The 20,889-nt window shown below is 41.6% G+C and carries 22 protein-coding genes and 1 pseudogene; 12 read left to right on the top strand and 11 right to left on the bottom strand.

Translation table 11 applies throughout. The features are described 5' to 3' along the window. Positions 1-109: 109 nt before the first annotated feature. Positions 110-1,243 (bottom strand): acyl-CoA dehydrogenase family protein, encoded by a 1,134-nt coding sequence (locus tag AC5590_RS13400; protein WP_169264160.1) that lies wholly within the window; start codon positions 1,241-1,243, stop codon positions 110-112. 118 nt (positions 1,244-1,361) lie between these two features. Continuing rightward, the gene (locus tag AC5590_RS13395; protein WP_169264159.1) at positions 1,362-2,759 is read right to left on the bottom strand and encodes a cytochrome P450; all 1,398 of its coding nucleotides are present in this window, start codon (positions 2,757-2,759) and stop codon (positions 1,362-1,364) included. Positions 2,760-3,584: 825 nt separating this feature from the next. On the opposite strand from AC5590_RS13395, the gene AC5590_RS13390 reads away from it, so the two are divergent. Both AC5590_RS13390 and AC5590_RS13385 read left to right on the top strand, forming a co-directional pair. Next, positions 3,585-3,899: a hypothetical protein gene (locus tag AC5590_RS13390; RefSeq protein WP_169264158.1), complete on the top strand. Its 315-nt coding sequence runs from the start codon at positions 3,585-3,587 to the stop codon at positions 3,897-3,899. Positions 3,900-4,032: 133 nt separating this feature from the next. Further along, the gene (locus tag AC5590_RS13385; RefSeq protein WP_169264157.1) at positions 4,033-4,713 is read left to right on the top strand and encodes a hypothetical protein; all 681 of its coding nucleotides are present in this window, start codon (positions 4,033-4,035) and stop codon (positions 4,711-4,713) included. Positions 4,714-5,507: 794 nt separating this feature from the next. Here the strand turns inward: AC5590_RS13385 and AC5590_RS13380 are convergent. The 4 genes from AC5590_RS13380 to AC5590_RS13365 form a co-directional block, all read right to left on the bottom strand. Next, positions 5,508-6,326: a response regulator transcription factor gene (locus AC5590_RS13380; RefSeq protein ID WP_169264156.1), complete on the bottom strand. Its 819-nt coding sequence runs from the start codon at positions 6,324-6,326 to the stop codon at positions 5,508-5,510. A gap of 908 nt (positions 6,327-7,234) precedes the next feature. Continuing rightward, positions 7,235-8,170: a tyrosine-type recombinase/integrase gene (locus AC5590_RS13375; RefSeq protein WP_169264155.1), complete on the bottom strand. Its 936-nt coding sequence runs from the start codon at positions 8,168-8,170 to the stop codon at positions 7,235-7,237. Positions 8,171-8,342: 172 nt separating this feature from the next. Beyond that, the gene (locus AC5590_RS13370; protein ID WP_169264154.1) at positions 8,343-8,729 is read right to left on the bottom strand and encodes a four helix bundle protein; all 387 of its coding nucleotides are present in this window, start codon (positions 8,727-8,729) and stop codon (positions 8,343-8,345) included. Positions 8,730-9,502: 773 nt separating this feature from the next. After that, positions 9,503-10,060 carry a hypothetical protein gene (locus AC5590_RS13365; RefSeq protein WP_169264153.1) on the bottom strand — a complete coding sequence of 186 codons (558 nt, stop codon included), beginning with the start codon at positions 10,058-10,060 and terminating at the stop codon, positions 9,503-9,505. A 75-nt stretch (positions 10,061-10,135) separates the two neighbouring features. On the opposite strand from AC5590_RS13365, the gene AC5590_RS13360 reads away from it, so the two are divergent. From AC5590_RS13360 to AC5590_RS13350, 3 genes are read left to right on the top strand one after another with little or no spacing between them, the layout of a single operon-like run. Further along, positions 10,136-10,366 carry a hypothetical protein gene (locus tag AC5590_RS13360; protein ID WP_169264142.1) on the top strand — a complete coding sequence of 77 codons (231 nt, stop codon included), beginning with the start codon at positions 10,136-10,138 and terminating at the stop codon, positions 10,364-10,366. A 2-nt stretch (positions 10,367-10,368) separates the two neighbouring features. Further along, complete coding sequence (locus AC5590_RS13355; RefSeq protein WP_169264152.1) at positions 10,369-11,619, top strand: AAA family ATPase; 1,251 nt, start codon at positions 10,369-10,371, stop codon at positions 11,617-11,619. Beyond that, on the top strand, positions 11,616-12,197 hold the full coding sequence (locus AC5590_RS13350; protein ID WP_169264151.1) for a hypothetical protein: 582 nt from the start codon (positions 11,616-11,618) through the stop codon (positions 12,195-12,197). Before AC5590_RS13355 ends, AC5590_RS13350 begins: the two co-directional genes overlap by 4 nt. Before the next feature lie 140 nt (positions 12,198-12,337). Here the strand turns inward: AC5590_RS13350 and AC5590_RS13345 are convergent, their stop codons facing one another. Both AC5590_RS13345 and AC5590_RS13340 read right to left on the bottom strand, forming a co-directional pair. Continuing rightward, a complete protein-coding gene (locus AC5590_RS13345) occupies positions 12,338-12,583 on the bottom strand; it encodes a hypothetical protein (protein WP_246163613.1) in 246 nt (81 codons plus the stop codon). Between the two features lie 13 nt (positions 12,584-12,596). Beyond that, on the bottom strand, positions 12,597-13,346 hold the full coding sequence (locus tag AC5590_RS13340) for a hypothetical protein (RefSeq protein WP_246163614.1): 750 nt from the start codon (positions 13,344-13,346) through the stop codon (positions 12,597-12,599). 748 nt (positions 13,347-14,094) lie between these two features. Here AC5590_RS13340 and AC5590_RS13335 point away from each other — a divergent pair. The 6 genes from AC5590_RS13335 to AC5590_RS13310 all read left to right on the top strand — a co-directional run bounded on the left by AC5590_RS13335 (position 14,095) and on the right by AC5590_RS13310 (position 16,972). Then, a complete protein-coding gene (locus tag AC5590_RS13335) occupies positions 14,095-14,382 on the top strand; it encodes a hypothetical protein (RefSeq protein WP_169264150.1) in 288 nt (95 codons plus the stop codon). A 469-nt stretch (positions 14,383-14,851) separates the two neighbouring features. Next, positions 14,852-15,151, top strand: a complete 300-nt coding sequence (locus AC5590_RS13330; RefSeq protein WP_169264149.1) for an HNH endonuclease — start codon at positions 14,852-14,854, stop codon at positions 15,149-15,151. A gap of 136 nt (positions 15,152-15,287) precedes the next feature. Further along, positions 15,288-15,458: a hypothetical protein gene (locus AC5590_RS13325; protein ID WP_169264148.1), complete on the top strand. Its 171-nt coding sequence runs from the start codon at positions 15,288-15,290 to the stop codon at positions 15,456-15,458. 83 nt (positions 15,459-15,541) lie between these two features. Continuing rightward, positions 15,542-16,144 (top strand): siphovirus Gp157 family protein, encoded by a 603-nt coding sequence (locus tag AC5590_RS13320; protein WP_169264147.1) that lies wholly within the window; start codon positions 15,542-15,544, stop codon positions 16,142-16,144. A gap of 231 nt (positions 16,145-16,375) precedes the next feature. After that, positions 16,376-16,567 (top strand): hypothetical protein, encoded by a 192-nt coding sequence (locus tag AC5590_RS13315; protein ID WP_169264146.1) that lies wholly within the window; start codon positions 16,376-16,378, stop codon positions 16,565-16,567. Between the two features lie 105 nt (positions 16,568-16,672). After that, positions 16,673-16,972: a hypothetical protein gene (locus tag AC5590_RS13310; protein WP_169157930.1), complete on the top strand. Its 300-nt coding sequence runs from the start codon at positions 16,673-16,675 to the stop codon at positions 16,970-16,972. A gap of 706 nt (positions 16,973-17,678) precedes the next feature. Here AC5590_RS13310 and AC5590_RS13305 read toward each other — a convergent pair. The 3 genes and pseudogenes from AC5590_RS13305 to tnpA all read right to left on the bottom strand — a co-directional run. Further along, on the bottom strand, positions 17,679-17,996 hold the full coding sequence (locus tag AC5590_RS13305; protein ID WP_169264145.1) for a hypothetical protein: 318 nt from the start codon (positions 17,994-17,996) through the stop codon (positions 17,679-17,681). 81 nt (positions 17,997-18,077) lie between these two features. Next, on the bottom strand, positions 18,078-18,665 hold the full coding sequence (locus AC5590_RS13300; protein ID WP_169264144.1) for a putative endonuclease domain-containing protein: 588 nt from the start codon (positions 18,663-18,665) through the stop codon (positions 18,078-18,080). 88 nt (positions 18,666-18,753) lie between these two features. Next, positions 18,754-18,999: pseudogene (gene tnpA / locus AC5590_RS13295) on the bottom strand (IS200/IS605 family transposase); the annotation flags it as partial. Positions 19,000-19,127: 128 nt separating this feature from the next. On the opposite strand from tnpA, the gene AC5590_RS13290 reads away from it, so the two are divergent. After that, positions 19,128-20,759 carry an ATP-binding protein gene (locus AC5590_RS13290; protein ID WP_169264143.1) on the top strand — a complete coding sequence of 544 codons (1,632 nt, stop codon included), beginning with the start codon at positions 19,128-19,130 and terminating at the stop codon, positions 20,757-20,759. Positions 20,760-20,889: the final 130 nt, after the last annotated feature.

Below are 20,889 nucleotides of genomic sequence, written 5' to 3'. Positions count from 1 at the left end.
ATAAGATAATCTTCAAAGTCTTTGCTCTAAAAGGATTACAAGTACGCTTATCAATAGCAACACAACACTTGGAAGGTTATACCATAACTAAATTCCTTGAAAGGGGTACTCACAGACCTAACTCTCGAGCGATTAGCTCGCGCTGCATCTCTGACGTACCTGAAAAAATGGTGCTGGGAATAGCATCTCGTAACCCCCGTTCAATGCCAAACTCAGTCAGAAAGCCTATCCCACCGTGGATTTGGATAGCATCTAGACTGGATTGAATTGCGGCTTCGCTGATCGCTAACTTAGACATTGACACGTCCAGCACGGGATTTTTTCCTTGATCGAATAGCCAACAAGCGCGGTAAAGCAGAAGACGGGCAGATTCAAGACGTAACTTCATATCAGCAATGCGATGCGAAATTGCTTGATTCTTACTAATTGCTCTGCCGAACTGGCGACGAGAGCGAGTATAACCGATAGTTTGCTCAAGTTGACGTTCCATCATCCCCACATATGCAGCAAACAAGCACGCTCGCTCCCATTGCATAGAGCTTTGAAAGACTTGTGCTCCTTGTCCCTCATTTCCGAGCTTGTTGCCTTCTGGCACATGGCAGTCCTTAAAGTAGACTGAACTGGCAAAAGTGCTGTCTAGACCCATTTTACTAAACGGTTTCCCGACAATCACTCCAGGCGTGTTTTTCTCAACAATGAATGCAGTAATCCCTAGGTAACCATGAGTGGGATTTGTCGATGCGTATACGACAAATACGTCAGCAAGAGGAGCGTTAGTTACGTAAATCTTATGACCTGTCAATACATAGGATTTACCATCACGAACTGCCTTGGTTCTAAGGGCAAAAACATCGGAGCCAGCTTCTTTCTCAGTGATTGCATTAGCGCCTTTCCACTCACCAGAACATAACTGTGGCAGAATCGCTTCTTTAAGTAGCTCAGTTCCATACTCCAAAATTGGCATGGTACAGGCAAATAGGTGGGCCAATGTGGCAAAGACGAAACCCATATCCTCACATCCACGCCCGTAAGCTTCTATGACGCGCGTTGTAGTTAACGCATCTAGACCCATACCACCATAGCGCTTTGGCACACATAAGCCTAAAATTCCTAATTCACCACACAGATGCCAAAGGTTCTGAGCCATTTCTGGTTCTTTAGCCGAACTATTTAGTTTTTCTTTTGCTAAAGCCAGGACTTTAGCATACAGTTCATTCTGATTCTCCGTCCAACTGAAGTCCATAGTTCAGTTATTACCAATGCAACAATTAATTGAGAGAGTAGATATGGTGCTGAACCTGCGTAAAATTCGCTTTTCGAGCAAACCGAATAAGATTTTTCTGAATGTTCAAGCGCAACTGCTATTGAATTGATGTGACTGAATACTCTCGATGAGGTGCACGCTGCCCTGTTATTACCATTTTGACACCATTGCCAGGTGCCATGGTAAGACGTTGGCGCTGTGGTCGTTCTGGTCGCTCATCGACTAGAGCCAGTTCGTAACGAGAGATTGCTGTTGCCAATACTAGCTTCATTTCAAACAGCGCTAAAGCCTCGCCAATACAACGACGGATTCCACCACCAAACGGCAAAAATTCATAGGGAGAAAATTGTCGTTCTAAAAATCGCTCTGGCTTAAACTGCTGGGGATTTGGGTATAAGTCCTCACGCTGATGCGTAAGATGAATACAGCCTACTACTAAAGTACCAGGTTCTAAAAGATGTCCTAGTAGTTCAACTGGTTCTTTCACAACTCTAGTAAAGGTAAAAGGAAAAACGGGATGAATTCGCAGACTTTCATTACAGACACCGGTGAGATAGGGGAGCCGGAAAATGCTTATCGGATCTGGAGAATCACCAAGGCTATGTAGTTCTTGGAGCAGTTTTTCAGGTATGAATGGTTTCTTGTGAATCCAATATAATCCCCAAGCCATTGCAGTTGCTGTGGATTCATGTCCTCCCACTAGAAGCGTCAATAACTCATCGCGCAACTGCTGATCAGTCATCGGTTTACCCTCTTCATCACGGACAGACATCAATAATGAGAGGATATCGACGCGATTTGGATCGGGTTGCTCCCGGCGTTGAGCAATTTCAGCGTAAAGCAATTCATAAATTTGTTGCTGTAGCCGCACAAAGTAGCCCCAAGGGCTCCAAGAACCTAAATCCTTTTGCAGGAAAGGGAAAAATAATAAGCTAGAAGTTAAAGGAGACTTAAGCACATCTTCCAACATTACAGTTATTAAGCGCTTGAGTTGTTGGTAGCGTTCTCCTTCATACAAGCCGAAGACAGCTTCTAATATGACTTGCAAAGCAATATCCTGCATTGCAGTACGAGCAGAAAAGGGTGTGTCTATGGGTAACTGACCAAATACTTTTTCTGTAATATTAACGATGAGTTGACCGTAGGCTCGCCGCATTTGGTCACCGAAAAAGCAAGGCATTAAGAGTTTTCGCCGTTGCTTGTGGCGTTCCCCCTCAAGCAGGACGAGTGAGTATTCTCCTAGTAAAGGCTTCATGATTTTGTTGACATCACCGGGGGCTGCAAACTTCTTTGTGTTGGTTAAAATTTCCTCTATTCCTTGAGGATGGTTAATAAATACCAGATTTTCCCAAAAAGCAGACCCGGTGTAAGATACTTTCGCGGTGAATATGTCAGGATATTGCTGAGCCACTTTTTCTACAAATCTTACAGGGTTAGCAATAAACTGGAGCGTCTGTAGAAAAAACGGAGTCTTGAGAGTATTTGGTAGTTGCATGTGAATCTTCCATTGGTTAACTTGTTGTGAACAAGTACCTTTCTGTACGATGTATCCAAGTGTGACAGCGTTTTAGACCATCATCCAGAAACTTGTAGTTGTTGTGGAGAGACATTATTAGGAGAAGATGTCAATTCCTATCAACAGAAGGGTTTTGTTGTCTCGCAATTTGCGATCACCCCGTGGTCGATTACAAATGGTTTTTTTATTATCAAACTTGTTTGACTTATAGTAACAAATTTTGAACAAATGGAAAATAGCTAGTTAAAAAAAGAAGCATTACAAGGACTTTTAAGAACTGCTGAACCTCTCTACTAATAATATTAGAGTATGTAAGATGCGATTCAATAAACTATTTGTTGCAAAAAGTAGCGTTTCTTTCGCAATTATTCTTTGTGCTGAACTATAGCAATCCTAAATAAATTATCCATATTTTCATTATGACTGTCTTTTGTCATATGTCATTGGTTTTAAGTTTCCTAAATCGAAAGGTGGAGAACAGAGCCAACGCACCATGAACACCATACCGGCGTAACCGTTCACGGGGGGGTCAAAAAAATGACCTGTATGAAATCCACGAAATCAGTACCAAAACCAGTCTAGAATTGATTTTTTTCGGTTAATTTTGAGTAGTCAAAAGTGCTCTGGAGTTTAGACTAAAGGTGAGCGATCGTTAGATCATGCCTAGAAAATTACGGAGAAAAAAATTACACTATTATGAGAGTAGAAACGTCCCTTAAAAGAAAAAGCGGTCAGTTATGTTGAACTGATCGCTAAATGGTCAATGCTGATAAAAAGAAAAAATTAGCAGCTTGACCATGACATTTGATAAGCTTAAACAATTCCGAAGATCCGTTTGAAGAACATTATGGTTGGAAAGTAGAACGCAGTTGTGTTAGACGAGAAGTAGAAAATATCGCAATGCTTGCCTTTGAATATGTAGAAAACCGATTGCTTGGATTAGCAACGCAATTTCAAAATCAAGAGCCACCTAAAAAAAGATGTGGTTGGAACAGAATTTTGGTGGAGTTAGACGGTTGCCAAATTCGTACTGGGATTAATATACCTACTGAAACACAAAAACTTACACCACGACGCCGAATCAAAAAATGTAAACGTCAGCTCAGATCTTGCACCTAACCGTATAAACCCGGACTTAGTTAAAAGCAGTGCAAAAAAGTGACACGGTTTTTCTTGTCTTTTATCGTAAAAATATAAATTTGAAGCTTAGTACTGTGTGTAAAATTTAAATCAACTTTTATTGGTGCAAGATGTGAGTCAGGTAGATTGGCGTGAAGTTAGAGTCGGATTGGCAGGTTCTGTAGAGCAAAAAGACCAGCGCACTTTTATTGCTCGAATGGGTCAATATCCGGAAGTTGTGTCACAACTCAAAACTGCTGCGATTGATAGAGGATTATCAACTTATACATTAGTTTATGGGATAGCGGATGGGGGAAACGGCTTACGAGAAGCATTATCATCTGAATTTAATCATTTTCAGTTTATTCTAGATCGAGCACATCTTAAACAGCATGTTTATGCGACAGCTGAAGAAATGGAATTTAGTGATGAAATGCGTTCTATGTGGATAAAACACATTCTTGATTCAATTGATAGCGGTTACGTTAAAAGAGTGATTAGTCGTCTCAAGCGATGGCAAGGAGAAGGGCAAAAAAGTGTCTCAAATTTATCCAAATATTTGTTACGCTTTCAAGATGCTGTTCACTATAACAAATATCGCTCACTGGGTTTACCAATTGGCTCGGGAGAAGTGGAAAGTGCCCATCGTTATATTCCACAAAAACGCCTAAAAATTCCAGGCGCGACTTGGCATCCAAATATGATTAACCCAATGCTTGCTTTACGAGTGATTCGGGCTAATCATTGGTGGGCGGATTTTTGGAAACAAATAGTACTAAAAACAAAAATTAACGACAATACTGGCTTTGCTTGAATACTTTTTCACTTTTCTATAATTTATCTACTCTTATCGTGTAAAAGTAATACTAAATATTTTGACTGCCCTATTAAATAAAAGTTTTAGTCAGTAGGGGAGGTGAGCTACGCTCACCTACTCTCCAATTGATTATTATTATTAGTTAGCTGCATATATTTAGCGATCGCTCACTTACCAACAGGTTTTGACCACACCCTTGCTGGACGGATGTTTGACTCGGAATACGATTTGGCAATGGCTGTCATTCAAGCTATAGAAGAACGCGCAACTAAAAAAGGATATCAGGTTGAACGATTTCGCTTTCCTTCTGGTTAGTATAAGTGCTTAGTACAGAATTGCACAAGGAAAGTAGCGTTATAGTCTGTCATTATTACTGGGTGAATACTCAATCAATAATCCTAGATGCTGAGTCTCAAAGGGACACGCAGCTTTGTATGCCGCAGGCATACAAAGCTGCGCTTACATTTCGCTACCGTTACACGACTCATGACATATTACGATACACATTTATCAAATGTAGTACTTAGCGATCGCCTGAAATTTTACCCCTTAACCTTTCTTTACACAGTCTTATTTATTTTTGTCCAGCTACTTACCATCCACAGTTGATGTCTTTGCCCATCTTTGACGCGAAAATCTTTTACTTGCCCCAGCTGTTCAATCAGATTTGCACCCATTTTTTTCATCCCCTCGACGCTTGTAATTTTACACCTTTTAGGCAATGAAACAGCCCTGATTGTTAAGGGGGGGGAAGGAGAAGCAGCCGTTGGCTGCTTCTCCTTGCCTTGTTTTTATTCTGGCGAGAGTGATGAAAGAGCGATATAACTGCGACACTCCTTTCTCCAGGCATGGGGAGTTGTCCCATAATGTTGGCGAAACTGGCGGAAGAAATTAACCGGACACTTATAGCCCACCTTAGCAGCGATCTCCTCCACACTCTCTGAAGTTTCTAAAAGCAAGGAATGTGCTGCTTCTATCCGGCGCTGGATAATCCAACTTTGCACAGTTTGTCCCGTTTGACGTCGCATTAAGTTAGTGAGGTAAGCTGGGGAATAACCAACTGCTTGAGCCACATCGGCAAGGGTAATAGCTCGGTGAAAATTGGTCTCGATGAAGCGGAAGACCTCACTTAACTTGGGATTTGACAGAAAAACCGACTTAGGGTCACTCGATTTTTTAATGTCAGCAGATAATGGTTCTGCAATTAGCTGGCACTGTGCAGAGTAGCACTGCTGCAGGGTGGCTTGTCTTTTCAAGCGGGCTGCAATCGCCTTGAGTAATTCATCTACTGTACAGGGCTTGGTGAGATAGTCATCCACCCCCAATTCCATGCCTTTGCGAATGTCATCCCGAGTCGCTTTAGCAGTGACAAAAATCAAGGGGATAATTGCTGTGGTAGGGTTTTGGCGCAGCACCCTTAGCAGGCTGTAACCATCAAGCTTCGGTAACATAATGGCGCTAATTATCAAATCAGGTAACTCTTTCTGTGCCAAATGGACACCGATAACGCCATTATCAGCACCTATAGTTTGGAAACCTTTAGCTTTAATGCCTTCTAGAAAAAAGTTTCTAGTGGCTGCTACATTTTCAATTACCAGAATTTTTGTCATTATTATTGTAGTCCCTGAGCTAATGAAAATCTACAGACGTACAGTAAAAATTATTAATGATGTTATTTCACAGCGTTTGCGTCACAGTTGAAATCACAGTGAAGCCCTACCCTAATTGTTAATAGAGGTCAGTAAAAAAAACTTATGCACTTTTTAGATAAAAATGGGAAATAAGGGGTTCTGGTAGGAATAGAACAAAAACGTACACTAAGCCCAGAATGTATATAGAGAAAGCGTTATAGATCTCGGTAAACTTTGCCTATTTTGAACCAAGGTAGGCAAATTCAAACAGCTTTTTTTCTCTTCAAAATACTACTATATTTTGATAGTTATACAGTATTAATCAGCGATTTTAGGACGCCCTTTCAGAGGATGTTTTAAAAAGGGCATTGGCACGGAGTGCCCACCTTCTTGCGATGCTCCCAGAGGGAGCATTAGTGACAGGTTAAGATAACATTGGTTTTGTAAATTAGAAATTCTGCTGAAAATTTCTGAAAAACTAAGGTATCAAGCTAAGCTTTGTACTGATGTTTCAGCACAAAGATGAATGATGAACACAAAGATTAGGCGTTCGCGTAGCGTGCGCCTTTGGCGCTTTGTCCTGAGTCATCAATTAGATATATTGACAAATGCATCATAATCTTAACCTGTCACGAATGCTCTGGGAGCCGCCCCTTGGGCGATCGCCCTGCATTGAAATGAACTTTGAATTACATTTTTGTAAAACGATCATCACCAAAAGTTGCTAAAAGCCAGGATTAATTGCGACTTAATGGTAAGATAAACGACCGTTTTCTTGATAGACGTTTGCATTCTGTTGTTGGTCATTTCAAGCTACTTGTTGCAAAAGTACCTAATGAATGAACAAGTCGCACAACGCATTATTAAAAAATTAGCTCTTAAACAGTCTACAAATCCATCAACTCCAACGCACTACTTTCATGTGGACGCGCCCGTAAATACCTGTCCGTAACCGACAAATCACTATGTCCCAACGTATCGCGTATCAACACTGGATTCACCTTACGTTCAGCAGCATGGCTCCCATGTGCGTGCCGTAACCAATGACAACTAATCTTCTCATCTAACCCTGCTTCTTCAACAACCGCCTTAATAATCGGATGAAGATTTTGTCGTTCTAGATGTCCACCCTTTTGGCTTGTAAAAACAGCATCATAGGACTTAACATTATCACCTTTAAATGCCATCAACTCAGCCCACAGTTTTGGTTTCAGCAAAATACTGCGACTTTTATTCCCCTTGCCCTCACGCACATAAACTTGCCCACTGTCACCCCTGGCGGTTAAATCCCCCCACGTCAGGTGACACAACTCATTGGCACGCAACCCTGCCGCATACAACAATTTAATTATCAACACATTACGACGAGCAATTTCTTGACGCTTCGGAGTTTTTGCACGTTCGCAAAGTTTTTGGGCAGCACGCACCAATAATTTCACATCCGCCTCATCAATATACCGAGAGTTAATTGCATCCGGCATTTCGCCCAATTTCAACGCCATTCCGACATTAAACGGTAAATAACCAATTTGATGGGCAAACGAAATCAAACTCTTAACTGCTGCAAGATGAATACGCCGCGTACTCTCGCTGTGGGCGCTAAACGTTGTTTTATACTCAACCAAATCTTCATAAGTCACACTTTTGAGTGGCTTCTTCCGTAAAAACGCCAAAAAACGCTTGATATAGCACCGGTATGCCACCACCGACGATTGCGCCTTCCCATCCAACCATAACGCCACGAGCTTCGCCTGAGCAGCAGGAGTAGGCAATTCTGCTATAGCCTTACGGTAGTTTTGGACGTGGACGAGAGAAAGAGTCATAGATGAGGCAGAGGGGTAGGGGCGGAGGGGCAGAGGAGCGGAGGGGCGGAGGGGAAAGAATTATTGGACAATAACTCTTTTTCTCCTCTGCTCCCCATCTCCCCATCCCCTAGTAGTGTCTCAACGAATAAATATCTTAACTGAACCGTATTGGGGGCATGGGGAAAGAACTTCAACGTTTCATTAGCCACGGCTCAGGGTTAGCAATCATATTCACCAAACCACCCAAAATTCGGTTGTAATTGCCGTAAAGTTCTCGCCCTGCTTCTACATCCATGTAATTGCATTTGACAGCAAATTCAATCCAAGTTTGAGTTTCAGCAGCTTCTGATTCACAATCATTCAATTTCGCGACAAATGCTGCTTCATAACGACGTTTACGCCAAGCTTCCGCCAAATTAGCACAAACAGAACGCGACGAACGCCGAATTTGGTCAGTCAACGAATACTTCTCTTCTATAGGAAACTTTTTTGAAAATTCAAAAATTTTCATAGCTGTATCAAAAGCCATTTGATATACCTCTAACTGTTTGTGACTTTTTATAAGTTCTCTTGCCATCTCCTCCGCTCCTCTGCCCCCCTGCTCCTCTGCCCCCCTGCATGATTTGGTCATATTTCCTACTTTCTAACAAACAAGACTAAATTACAGTTTGGTCTGATGTTAAGATGTCTGATTTTTATTGTCCCGCTTTTTGGTACTATAAAAATATGCTAATTAAATTTGTTAAGAGCGACGCAACATAAGAAATTTTACGTGCGGATATATTTTCCGGAAATATAGTATACAAGCAATTTGACCACGAGTAGCACTCACTTTGGTTTTTGGCACAACTGAATGCATTAAAATTGCTATTAGTCAAGTAATAGTTTGCATTTCTTTGTAATTATTGGGGTTTCATTTTTTCGCTCTTTATCTGGGCAACCGGGCGCGCAAAGTCTGCCTGCTGGGTGAAAGATTCCATCCACCGGAGCGCGTTAGCGCCGCGCCCCTTTGGGGCTAGCGGAACCGGAGGTTCTCCCCGATAGGCGCAGCCGTGCCGTAGGCATAGGGCACCGCAGATTTTTCCGGTTTTAATGAAACGGCTAGCGAACCGAAGGTTGCTTTGCACTCTTTAACAGCAGAAAAATCTCTTTCTCCCCCTGCACCGGGTGCTCCCCTGCTCCCAAGCGCTTGCCCTAACCCGGCAATTTTGGGTTGGTCGAGTAAGCTGTTAAGCACCTAATTTACACATTTAGACAGCAGAGGAGCAGAGGGGCTCCAGGGGCAGGGGAGAAGGATTAACGCTTTTTCTCCAAAATTGATAAAGGCCAAGTTAAATGCGTATTAGCTTACTAGCGTTGGGGGTGGTACAGTCCGTCCGAAGTTTTCCATTCCCAAGCAATACTCATAGGATCGCGGTTCCGGGACCAACTCAAAAATTCTTTAGCGCTCTTGTTTTCTCTTTCAGCGACGAGGCCTTGGGAAGTGACACCAAGTCTTTGGGCAAGGCTTTCGTTTGTCCTAGGCTGTAGTTCAACTTGTGTTTGTTGGTACGGGTAAGCAAGTCTTCGCGGTTTAGTGTTGTGACTTAATCTCCCAGAGGCAATTGCCCGTTCGATTAACTCTAGCTTCTTAGTGATAACTTCTAGTTTTGTCTCCACCGAGGAGCCTTGAGCAACAAGATGGGATTCCAGTTTCAAGAGCTTTTCTTCTAACGGTTTGACTGATTTATTGCCTGCTGTTACATCGATATCATTCTTGATATCAAATCGGAGTAGCAATTCCTCTAAGGCTTGCAGCAAGGCAATTGTATGACCCTGCCTGTGTAACTTTGATAGTCGCCGAACCACCCCAATGAGTGGAACGGGCACACGAATCATCTCGCTTGGTGGGGATTTTTGGTCTGGCATTTGATATCATTATTGATATCGACAAGCTGATTATAAAAGGTTTGGCGGAATACAGTAATTGACTGAGTATTAATTGTGTCCAGATTTCTCAAACTTGTTACATATCAACACAATTTGCGACGGTTGGTTCACAACGATAGCCGTCAGGCGTGCCGTAGGCATATGAAAAATCTGCCAAGCGCCAAAGGAGTTATCTCAGCACCCAAAACCGAGGCTGGCTATGATTCCAGGGATAAAATTATTCACCTTGTACAAGAGGTGAAACGAGAAATAGCAGCAGAACGTCAACAGCAGCAAGAGCAGTAGTCATGCTTACAAAACTGCGTCTGGAACGATTCAAAAATTTCAAAGATGCCGAACTCATTCTCGGTGCTTTGACCCTTTTAGTAGGGACAAATGCCTCTGGAAAAAGCAATATTCGGGATGCCTTTCGCTTTCTTCATGGCATTTCTCGTAATTACAACCTAGCTGAAATTTTTGGTGAAAAATGGATTGAAGGAGGCGTTCTTCAATGGCGGGGTATTCGTGGCGGAACGCGAGAAGTCACTTTTATCAATGAATCAACTTTTGCACTAGCAGTTTCATTTACCTTGGCAAAAAATGATTCCTCACAAGAAGCAACTTATCGGATTGAGGTGAATCCTGGTGCAAGTGGTAAAGCCCCTACTGTTATTGCCGAAAGTCTCACAATTGCAGGGCAATCTGATAGCGTTTTTGAAGCGCAATCTCATCAGGAGTCAGGGCAGAATAATTTCTCTGTGAAAGTAGGCGGTGTAACTCCTTATGATCCAATTTTATCTTATACCAATTCTCGTCCTGTGCTTTCACAAATTGCAGCGATTGCACCATCACCATCAGTGAGAGAAACAGCCCTAGCTGCAATGTCCGCCCTAAGTTCAATGCGGTTTTTAGATTTAAGCCCAGATGCCATGCGACTACCTTCCTTGCCAGGACAAACAGTCCTGGGAGACAGGGGTGAAAACCTATCTTCTGTATTGCAAGAAATTTGTGAAAACCCTGAAAGTAAACAAGCACTTCTCCAATGGGTACAAGAACTAACCCCAATGGATGCTAAAGATTTTGAGTTTCCTGCTGATTTTACTGGAAAAATATTACTTCAATTAATTGAAGAAAATGGTCAAAAAACATCTGTTATTAGTGCATCAGATGGGACGTTACGTTTTCTAGCAATGATAGCTGCTTTACTAGGACAAGAACCAGCAAGATTCTATTTTTTTGAAGAACTGGACAACGGCATTCACCCCACCCGCTTACACCTACTTCTCGAACTTATCGAGCGCAAAGTTTCTCAAGGAACAATCCAAATTGTAGCAACTACTCATTCACCACAGTTGCTCAGACTTTTAAGTCCGCAATCATTAGAATATGCTTCATTAACCTATCGCTTTTGGGATAAACCTGATGCACATATAAAACGCATTGTTGACATTCCAGAAGCACGACGTGTTATCAATGAGCAAGACTTGGCACGTCTCCATGAATCTGGATGGTTGGAAGATGCTGTGGAATTTCTGGAAGACGAGGAAACAAACGAATGAATGTACTTGTGATTCCAGAAGATTTTCGTAAAGACCAATATATGCTTAAGCCGATAATTACGGCAATGATGGAAGCATTAGGAAAACCAAAAACCAAGGTCAGAGTTTGTCAAGACCCACTTTTAGGAGGCATTAATGAAGCTCTCAAATGGGAACGGATTTCAGAAATTATTGAGCGTTACAAAGGTATGGTTAACTTATTCCTACTTTGCGTAGACCGGGATGGAAAAGAAGGAAGAAGAGGGATGCTTGATAATATTTCGCAACAAGCTGCAAATATTTTAACTGGTAATAGGTTACTTTTAGCAGAGAATGCTTGGCAGGAAATTGAGGTTTGGGTTTTAGCAGGTCATGATTTACCTGCTGATTGGAATTGGCAATTCATCCGCAATGAAATTAATCCTAAAGAAACCTACTTTCTTCCTTTTGCTGCACAACGAAATGTTTTAGATGCTCCTGGTGAAGGACGAAAGTTACTAGCAGAAGAAGCAGCGCGACGATACAGCCGAATTCGCCAACTCTGTCCCGAAGATATCGCTGTTCTCGAAAACCGAATTAACTCTTACATAGCAGGATAAAGCATGAGCAGACCGTTACATAGCAATCCACTCTGATACTTTGGCTTGTTGACTATTCACCTTAAACTTCCATCGGATATTTCGCCATCATTTCTTCAATTTTAAGCGTTTCTCCATACCAGTATCTCATTCTCCGAGATTTATCTGTTGCTCCTATATTGTCTGCCAAATCTAGTAATCAATTCCTCGCGTGACAATTGCATGAGTAATGGGGTAAATTCTTCAGGTGATAATGCTAATACTGGTTCAAGAATTGCGCTTAATTCTTTATCTAATGAACCAAAACGAACTTGTAGTAAATTTTCCACTACAAGACGTTCACCTTGTTGAATCCCTTCTTGTTTGGCTTGTTCTCGGTCTTGCTGGTAAAGTGGTTCTAACTGCATAATTAACTCCCTATCATCTTCTTCTAAATCTTGATTTACTCTCAAGATAGGAGCGCAGGTTGTAGATTAATTCTAACGCCGCTTTCTGGAATGGGTGATTTGATGGTAGTGCTTTTAACTCATTAATTGCCTGCTCTTGTATCCTTCCTCTACCGAGGATTCTCAACCACAGTGTTTCTGAGGTTTGCGGTAGCTGATGGATGGCTACGATGGCTGTCCGCAAATACTCTGCCAGAAAGTGTACTCCAGGCAACCACTCTTCTGCTTGAGTAGCACCAAATCCTGATAACAGCGTTGTGGATGCTGTTGGCGTGAGTATCCATAATTTGGGAATTTCTAATTCTTGAATGGGAGTTTTATTTTTATTAGCTTCCCGTTGTAATGCGCCCCTAACTTCTAATAATTTCAGGAGACAATCACAAATTTCTTCTTTAGATGCAGCCGAAGCGGAATGGTTCGCCAGCGCGGTCTTGGGGAGCCAGTCCTGCAGGAGGGTTTCCCTCCGTAGGGACCTGGCGTTGGTTTCCCCCATGAGCGACTGGCGAACCCGTAAGGGTTCAAAGATAGCAGGATTGGCTGCAAATCTTCCTAATAACCCTAGTGTTTCTAAATTGGCGCTTTGTTGTTCTATCGAAGGAGAAAATAAAACATCGATTTCTCGAACTTCTCCTGCTACACGACTGGGTGCTTGTACTTCTCCATAAGGTTTTAATAATTCTTCCAGATAATCCTTGGCGAATTGGTCATGAATAAATCGGGTCATTCAATTTGATTGATGGAAAATTTATTTGACGTAATTAATAATATTTTATCTGTTTTTACAATCCGAGCAGACATTGATTTAATATTTGATTCTGTATAAAGCGCACAATCAGCAACTATTAACCCGGCGTTGCGGGTTATCAGATTCATGTTGATCGTAATTAGGCGATACGCACATGCGATAAGCCTCTGGCTTATCGCGCACAACGCGCGTAGCGGTTGCTATCTCCTTCTTCTGAATTAATACCTTACGCCCGAAGCTATTGCTTTGCAAGATGATTTATACGGTGAAGAGTTTATATCTAACCGCAAAGCCCTCAAATCACTACTTGCAGTACTTCTTACTGATTCTGATAGAGAAGAAATTGCAGAGAATGCTGCTCATTAAATACGTGCATAGTTTATGTGTTAACTTAACTTTATATAAAGTTTTATGCGTACATATACTAAAAACCAAAGAGCATTAGTTCTTAACCCCATCCCTTTGAACTAAATCTATCCGGATGGCGCGACTTAACCAGCTAAAAATTGATGTGTAAAGATACTTATTTTTGCCTTATTATCAACAGTAACTGTCTCAAAGTCTTATTTTTGCGTGGAGACTAGCTGATGTTTGAAATTGGCTTGACGCGCGCGTCAAGCCAGAGGCTTATCGCCTGTTGAAAGCCAATTAGAGAGTGGTATTGGCATTTTTCACCAGATGTCTAATCAACGGAGGCTTACGCCAGGAAAAGTAGAAGTCACTTAACATGCACGCTTCGACTATGCAATTCCACTTTCAAGTTTTTGGTATCTGGGTATCTAACGCCTCCGGAAACTGTTTCAAACCAGCTATCCAGTTTAAAGATGGAGGTTGTCTCGTTCGTACAAACAACTGGTTAGAAACCAAGATTTGTCGTCGAACTGATGGTAGTTGGTACTGGAACAGTGAACATATTGCTCGCTATCTAGGAAAATACATCGAAGGCGATGAGAAACGGGGATACCCTGATAGCTGGGAATATGAAGGGTGGTTAGGCTACCACTATTACGTCTAAATCTACATCTACAAATCCACAAAAACCGTAAGCAATTGAACAGGCTTGCGGTTTTTTTTCACTATTCATTCAAAACGAGTAACCGACGTAGACTATAAAAGGATGACCGTGTTCTACCGAAGCTAGTCTTTTTACAAATCGATATAGCCTAACCATGAACTAGTTCTCATCGACTAGTAATGGTCATTATAAGACTAATAGCTCATGGAAAAATGCTGATGGGGGCAGTCTATTAATAATTTTTACGCAAATTAGGTTTTCATCACCCAATCAAGTAAGGATAGATATATCATCAGGTAATTTGCAGTTCAACATCAAGAAGATTCCCGCGCTCCAATAGGATTTGGCTGAAAATACACTTCTGTGACGGGTTGTACTAACCAGTGGTAAAAACTACGTGCGAGGCGTGAGAACTATTATTACCGATATAATCACAATTAGTTTTGTGCAACCCAAAAGGAACTAATTAATGGCTAGCAAAAACCGCAGTCGGTATCCTTCAAACTGGGATACTATCGCGCTTGAAATTAAATCAAAATCCGACTGGCGATGTACGCGCTGCGGGATGCAATGTCTGAGACCAACTGATAAAAAAGAAGGATTATCTCGTAGGGAACGTAGCATCAAAACATTAGTTGTCCACCACTGGAATTACACGCCCGAGGACAATCGAAACGAAAATCTTGCGGCTTTATGCAGTGCGTGCCACATGCTATTCCATACGCGGCGACGGGGAAACATATCACCAGGGCAACTCTCTTTATGGTAACAAAACCAATAATTTAAGACAAATCAATAGTAATTAATTATCATCAGGAGAATAAAATAATCTCCCCTTTTAAAATCAACATCACAACAAATGCTGACGCAAAAACTTCACGCTCATGAATTGAAGTTGTATAGAGATGAAAACTACTACTGCTAATTCTAACTCAAAAACCCATCATAAATCAGCCAAACTCATACCAAAAATTCAACAGGTTAATACCCCTATGAATGAGGCAGATTACTACAACACCGTTGCTAATTTAACAGAGGATAAAGCAGACTATTTTCACTTACAGTACAGCTACTAAGCTCAATTTACCTCCAACCATCACTCTTGATAGTCAACAACCAGTAGCTAAATACTACTGGTTTTTCATATTAGGAAAAAATCATGACTCAAGCAATTGAACGCGAAATTAACCAACTTACCCTCCAGGAGTTAAGCCTGGATGCAGCTAAACTGTGGTCACAAATAGAAGAAGCAAGCGAATTAGGCTCTGAGGGTAAAGTAGAGGAACTTGTACAAGAACTTATGACTATTCAGGATGGTATCGAAACCAAAATCGATGCCATCGCCTGGGTAGTTGACCAGTTAAATCTTGACCTTGGAACCTGGGAGGAAAGAAAAGGACGAGTAGTCGAACTCCACGACCAGGTAATTTCACGCCGCAAAACTCAACTTGAACAAATCAAGCGCACCCTCATCCATTTATACGAGATTGGATTAATCAATGACAAAAATATCGGTAAGGAAAGGGTGATTGAAATTAGAGATAACCCGCCTAAAGTGGCTAACTTACTATTAGAAGTAGATGATGAAGATTTTCCGAATGAGTTTAGAACTATCAAGTACCAAGCTAATAATAAGGCAATTATCGAAGCTTACAAATCGGGTCAAGATATCAACAATGTTGCTGAGGTAACTATCGGTAAGCAGGTACGGTTTAAAGTACAATCAAGTGGAAAAAATCGCAACAATAAAAACCACAGATGATGGCAGAAGCCAAGCTCGATAAAACAAATTCCCTATCAGAAATATTACCATCATGGTTGAGATTTTACTCAACCATTTTTTTATTAACTCTTACATACTGTACTTATAAGGATAAAGAATAAAAATATCCGAAAATATACACCACAGCAGCTTCGCTGAATAATATTAGAATAAATTGCCTAAATTTCTTCATCAAAGCAACAACAATTCAGTTTTATAAGGCAACTGCAAATGGAAAGTTTAGTTCATTTTATCGACAACTTACTCTACATCCTTATCTATGGATTTAGCAGCTTGTTTATTCTGGTATTCATATTAGATATGCAAACTGCATTCGCCAACCATATGTCAGGTTACACCGCGCATAACCACATTCAATCATTCAGTCATCAACTGCTACCAGTCAGAGAAAAAAATGAGTAATATCCGTATCGTTTGGCTAAAAAGTTATAAAGAAAAGCTAAAAATAATTAGACTACAATCAATAGCTAATGCTCATTAGAAAGAAATATTTATGGATTCTTTATAATGAGCTATCATCTCAATACAACTGGTACTTCTCGCAATCCAATCGGCAGTATTTGCCCTCTAGACATAGTAGTTCAAGTAGGATTTGGAACGGCTAAGATAACCAAAAACAGACAAACTTACTACGACGGCGAGACTGAAGTAGGTCAACCAAAAACACTTGCTGAGTTTGAGGAAATTGCCCAACAAGAACCAGGAAATTGGAAATTAATAATGGAAGCGCCTTTATGGGAAGCAATCTGGGAAAGGCAGGATACTAACAAGTGGGTTTGTATTAAGGCAGGAAAAGGATTCGCATAGTGACACAACCGAAAAGCTGCTTCAATTGCAAGCACATCCATACACGGGATAATTCTAGCAGCTAGCTATTGGGCAATACAGTTCAGTTAAGGAAATTAATCTGTTGAGGCAGGCAGGGGGGCAGAGGAGCAGAGGAGCAGAGGAGCAGAGGCGAAAGAACTAATGGGACTTAGACAAAAAGTAGCAAGAATTTAACCTCAAATCTATATATAGAGCGAGTTTGACATCGTTTTGCCTAGTTTCTTGATATATCTGGGTTTCAGGCATTTTTGAGTCTTTGGTGTATTTCTCTTGTCCTGCATAGGTTTGGGGCTTATTTCTGCCTCAAAAATGTTTAAGTCCCGCTAATGGTAATGGACGTTAACTCTTCATCACCCAAGCGCTCCCCATCTCCCCATCTCCCCTGCTGTCTCAACGAATAAATGTCTTAACACCAAGCGTATTGAGCTATTGGGAACCACCAGATAGCGGCTCTTCGTGCAACCATCTGAAAAATTTTGGGAAGTTGAGGTAGTAGATATTCAGGAACGATTAAAAGAACTTAAACTAATTCCCGTATGATAAATAGGTCAGCACAAATATTTGTCGTTGAGACAAGGCAGCCGGAGCTCAAGGGAAGAGGATTTCAATACCTTAATCTTTCTGAACATAGTTGTGTTTATTTGTGCTTTCCTACTTAGCGCCAAAGCCGTTAGTTCAATATTTTTTACAAATAGCGCAGTTGAGCTGTAAGTGATTCAATTAACCCTTCTGCTTCATCCTTGCCAATACCTCCTAAAATCGCAATCGCTTCTTTGAGATTAATTTGACAGTCTTCTGAATATCCTTGCATCATATCCTCTAAGGCATGATTTAAAGTATACTCACCTAAATCAGCAACTTCGCAGTGGAATAACCAATATGTTAATGTTACCCGCAATGCAAGCTTATCAGCTAGGGTAAGTTTCTCTAGTGTTGTGCCGAAAGACTCGACAAGTTGGTCAATTTGATTCGTCTGCGTATAATATGTAACACACTTGCTCATCTTGAGAAACTCCCTAATTTTTTCTCGAAAATACCACCAGTAGTAGCCCAGCGCTCTAGGCTAAATAGCTGAAAAACTTTACTAGTTCCTAGATGCCAAATACCCCTGACGGTAATTACTTTTCTTCAGCTTCGTAGCCTGACGAGGTGTCCACTGCTTAATAGCGTCTACCCTACCTGCATGGCGCAACTTCTGTTCATAAGTAGTATTGCCGGTCAGTTTTGCGATCGCACCAGCTATGACAAGCGCACAACGCTCCGGTTGGCTAGAAACCTGTTCCTCCGCAAAGCGCACCACCACCCAGTTAGCATCAACAAAGCACTTGTTTCTGTAGTTATCCTCCCCAATACAGTGGGTAGGTTTTCCCGTTGCAAATGAGATAGGCTCATCCACTTCAACATCTAGGTGTAGCCCAGTAGTGGGTTCCACAATCAGAAAATCAGCTGTGTAATGTAAATCGTGCCCTGGAGGTAACATCTTCTGTTGGGGTAAAACAACCCCTTCACCAAAATAATGCTTCAAGACATTCCCAAATAGATTCTCACTCGCCCCCACAGGGGCATCACCCGTACCCGAAGGTGCAGTCACGGGAGCAAATTTCTTATCTCGAACCAACTGCGGGACAAATATTTGAGGAAAAGATGGAACTGGTAATGCTGATTTCGCCATCTAGATCTCCCTTTGGGTACTCCCGCCACACTGGAACGGTTGGCGGGGATGGGGAATTGCGGGGCAATTAAGAGGGTATTGAACCCCCTCAATTGCCAGGACTACTTTGTTTCTCAACGTAGGATCTAAGTTCAGAAAGTGTGACACTGCCACAGGACGCAACGAAGTACGCACCTGTCCAAAATACGGGTTTGTTATAAAACTGGTTGACGTGTTCATGAAACTCCTTGCGGATTAAACGGCTAGAAACGGTTTTAAGGTTATTGACTAGTTTGCTTACTTCAACATATGGTGGGTAGCTGATAATCAAATGAACATGATCTGGTTCCCCATTACACCCAGTTTTACAAGTACACCAATATTATTGAAACCAACAGATGTTGCATATTTTTTACAACTAAAATTGGATGCCAATTGTCAGTCACATGGAAGAAAATACGCTAAAAGCACTTCGGACAAGGTATGTACAGCTTCCAGATACTCTCAGGACTGATTCAAGAAGAATATCCCGTCATCGCCTGCGAATCTCCCCTCCAAGAAAGACTGCGCCTACTCACTCATATCAGTCAGTTCTGCCAAACCACCAGAAAAAGGTGCTACCTGTGGAACCTAGGAGAGGAAACAATCAAGGAACTGACAGTTGAAAATTCAAAATTAGTGATTGGAGAATTTCAAGACTATATTCCTAAACCAAGACAAAATAAAGAAGATTATTTTCATATCCTCAATTTTTGGAAAGAATATCAAGAAAATGGGATACTAATTATCGAGAATATATATCCCTGGATTCAGGAAAATAGCCCAAAAAAAACTGAAGATTTACTGGTGTCAGAGTGGATGAAATCTTCACTACTCAACCTGAAACTTTATAACCAAAATACTGGGAAAGTTGCCCTACTCCTAGGAGCAACTGCTGATATTAGTAGCGATATCTCCGCCGAGATTCCTATCTGGAAACAAGATTTACCTGATGTTAGCGAAATCATCAACTCTCTCACTCAAACCAGCCTCCTACTCCCAGAATATACAAACACAGACTATCTCACAGTGGCGAATGCTGGGATGGGGTTGTACATATCTGACATCATAAACCTACTCAAGGAGGTTAGAAAAACCACCGATTTCAATAACTCCGAATTCGTAGCACAATCTCTGCTCAAACAAAAAATCCAACTGCTCAACCGCCTCTACGATATTGAGTTTCTACCTCCACCCAAAGTCCAACTAGGTGGGTTAGAACTCATGCAAGAGTCATTTAAAAAATTCAAGCGCCTCCTCACCCCTCGCGCCAAACAATATAACCTCAAGGTGCCCAAAGGTATCATGTTAGTGGGACCACCAGGAACAGGTAAATCTCACTCCGCCAAAGCCTGTTCCCAAAACATGGGTATTCCCCTCATCATGGTAGATTGGGGGAACTTCCGCAGTTTCGGGAACCAAGCTGAAATTAAGCTTGAACGCCTGCTAAAACTCGCTGATAAATTGTCACAAATAATACTTTATTTTGATGATTTTGATAAAGCTTTTGCCGGAGATGATGATTTAGCTAAACGCCTAGCTGGTAAGCTTTTGACCTGGATGCAAGAAAGACAGTCTGATGTATTAGTTATTGCTTCAGTCAACCGAATGGAGTGGCTACCACCCGAACTCACCCGCGCCGGACGGTTTGACTACCTCTTCAAGGTAGACCTACCCAACAACGGGGAAAGATATACTATCTTCAAACTGCACGCTGCCCGATTTGACGAACGCTTCCGCAATGGTGGCGATCCTTGGGACGAAGAACAGTGGCGCAGACTTCTTAAAGCCACCAATAGGTGTGTGGGTGCTGAAATTCAGACAATTGTAGAACGTGCTGCTAGCACCATATTCTGTCAGACAGTAATAGAAGATACTTACTCACAAAGCAAACTCCCGCCTCTAGAATTAACAATTGAAGCACTACTCGAAGAACGCCGCCAAATTAACCCGCTTGCTATCCGGGAAGCAGATAGAGTCGAGTCAATGCGTAATAAAGCAGACCAACAAGCTTTACCTAGTAGCCCTCTTGATGAAAGCAAGTTTGCTGTTGGAAACATCAATATTTTCAGCTAGCAAACATCAATAAATCAGTTATCAGTTACCAGTTACCAGTTACCAGTTACCACTGGTCATTGGTCACTGGTCACTGTTCACCCTATGGCTAACGCCACGCCTTACGGCTATCGGGTTCGCCAGATGCCTA

The organism is Brasilonema octagenarum UFV-OR1 (assembly GCF_963888615.1).
GTDB classification, from domain to species: Bacteria; Cyanobacteriota; Cyanobacteriia; order Cyanobacteriales; family Nostocaceae; genus Brasilonema; species Brasilonema sennae.
Note: the sequence above shows the minus strand (reverse complement) of the source record. Positions and strands in the feature narration are given on the sequence as shown.

Coding starts and splice junctions, on each gene's coding strand:
- AC5590_RS13395 (WP_169264159.1), bottom strand. CDS start 2,759: ATGCAACTACCAAATACTCTCAAGACTCCGTTTTTTCTACAGACGCTC.
- AC5590_RS13300 (WP_169264144.1), bottom strand. CDS start 18,665: ATGGCGAAATCAGCATTACCAGTTCCATCTTTTCCTCAAATATTTGTC.
- AC5590_RS13400 (WP_169264160.1), bottom strand. CDS start 1,243: ATGGACTTCAGTTGGACGGAGAATCAGAATGAACTGTATGCTAAAGTC.
- AC5590_RS13370 (WP_169264154.1), bottom strand. CDS start 8,729: ATGGCAAGAGAACTTATAAAAAGTCACAAACAGTTAGAGGTATATCAA.
- AC5590_RS13375 (WP_169264155.1), bottom strand. CDS start 8,170: ATGACTCTTTCTCTCGTCCACGTCCAAAACTACCGTAAGGCTATAGCA.
- AC5590_RS13315 (WP_169264146.1), top strand. CDS start 16,376: ATGGAAAGTTTAGTTCATTTTATCGACAACTTACTCTACATCCTTATC.
- AC5590_RS13330 (WP_169264149.1), top strand. CDS start 14,852: ATGGCTAGCAAAAACCGCAGTCGGTATCCTTCAAACTGGGATACTATC.
- AC5590_RS13380 (WP_169264156.1), bottom strand. CDS start 6,326: ATGACAAAAATTCTGGTAATTGAAAATGTAGCAGCCACTAGAAACTTT.
- AC5590_RS13345 (WP_246163613.1), bottom strand. CDS start 12,583: ATGCAGTTAGAACCACTTTACCAGCAAGACCGAGAACAAGCCAAACAA.
- AC5590_RS13325 (WP_169264148.1), top strand. CDS start 15,288: ATGAAAACTACTACTGCTAATTCTAACTCAAAAACCCATCATAAATCA.
- AC5590_RS13340 (WP_246163614.1), bottom strand. CDS start 13,346: ATGACCCGATTTATTCATGACCAATTCGCCAAGGATTATCTGGAAGAA.
- AC5590_RS13305 (WP_169264145.1), bottom strand. CDS start 17,996: ATGAGCAAGTGTGTTACATATTATACGCAGACGAATCAAATTGACCAA.
- AC5590_RS13310 (WP_169157930.1), top strand. CDS start 16,673: ATGAGCTATCATCTCAATACAACTGGTACTTCTCGCAATCCAATCGGC.
- AC5590_RS13320 (WP_169264147.1), top strand. CDS start 15,542: ATGACTCAAGCAATTGAACGCGAAATTAACCAACTTACCCTCCAGGAG.
- AC5590_RS13355 (WP_169264152.1), top strand. CDS start 10,369: ATGCTTACAAAACTGCGTCTGGAACGATTCAAAAATTTCAAAGATGCC.
- AC5590_RS13350 (WP_169264151.1), top strand. CDS start 11,616: ATGAATGTACTTGTGATTCCAGAAGATTTTCGTAAAGACCAATATATG.
- AC5590_RS13290 (WP_169264143.1), top strand. CDS start 19,128: ATGTACAGCTTCCAGATACTCTCAGGACTGATTCAAGAAGAATATCCC.
- AC5590_RS13365 (WP_169264153.1), bottom strand. CDS start 10,060: ATGCCAGACCAAAAATCCCCACCAAGCGAGATGATTCGTGTGCCCGTT.
- AC5590_RS13335 (WP_169264150.1), top strand. CDS start 14,095: ATGCACGCTTCGACTATGCAATTCCACTTTCAAGTTTTTGGTATCTGG.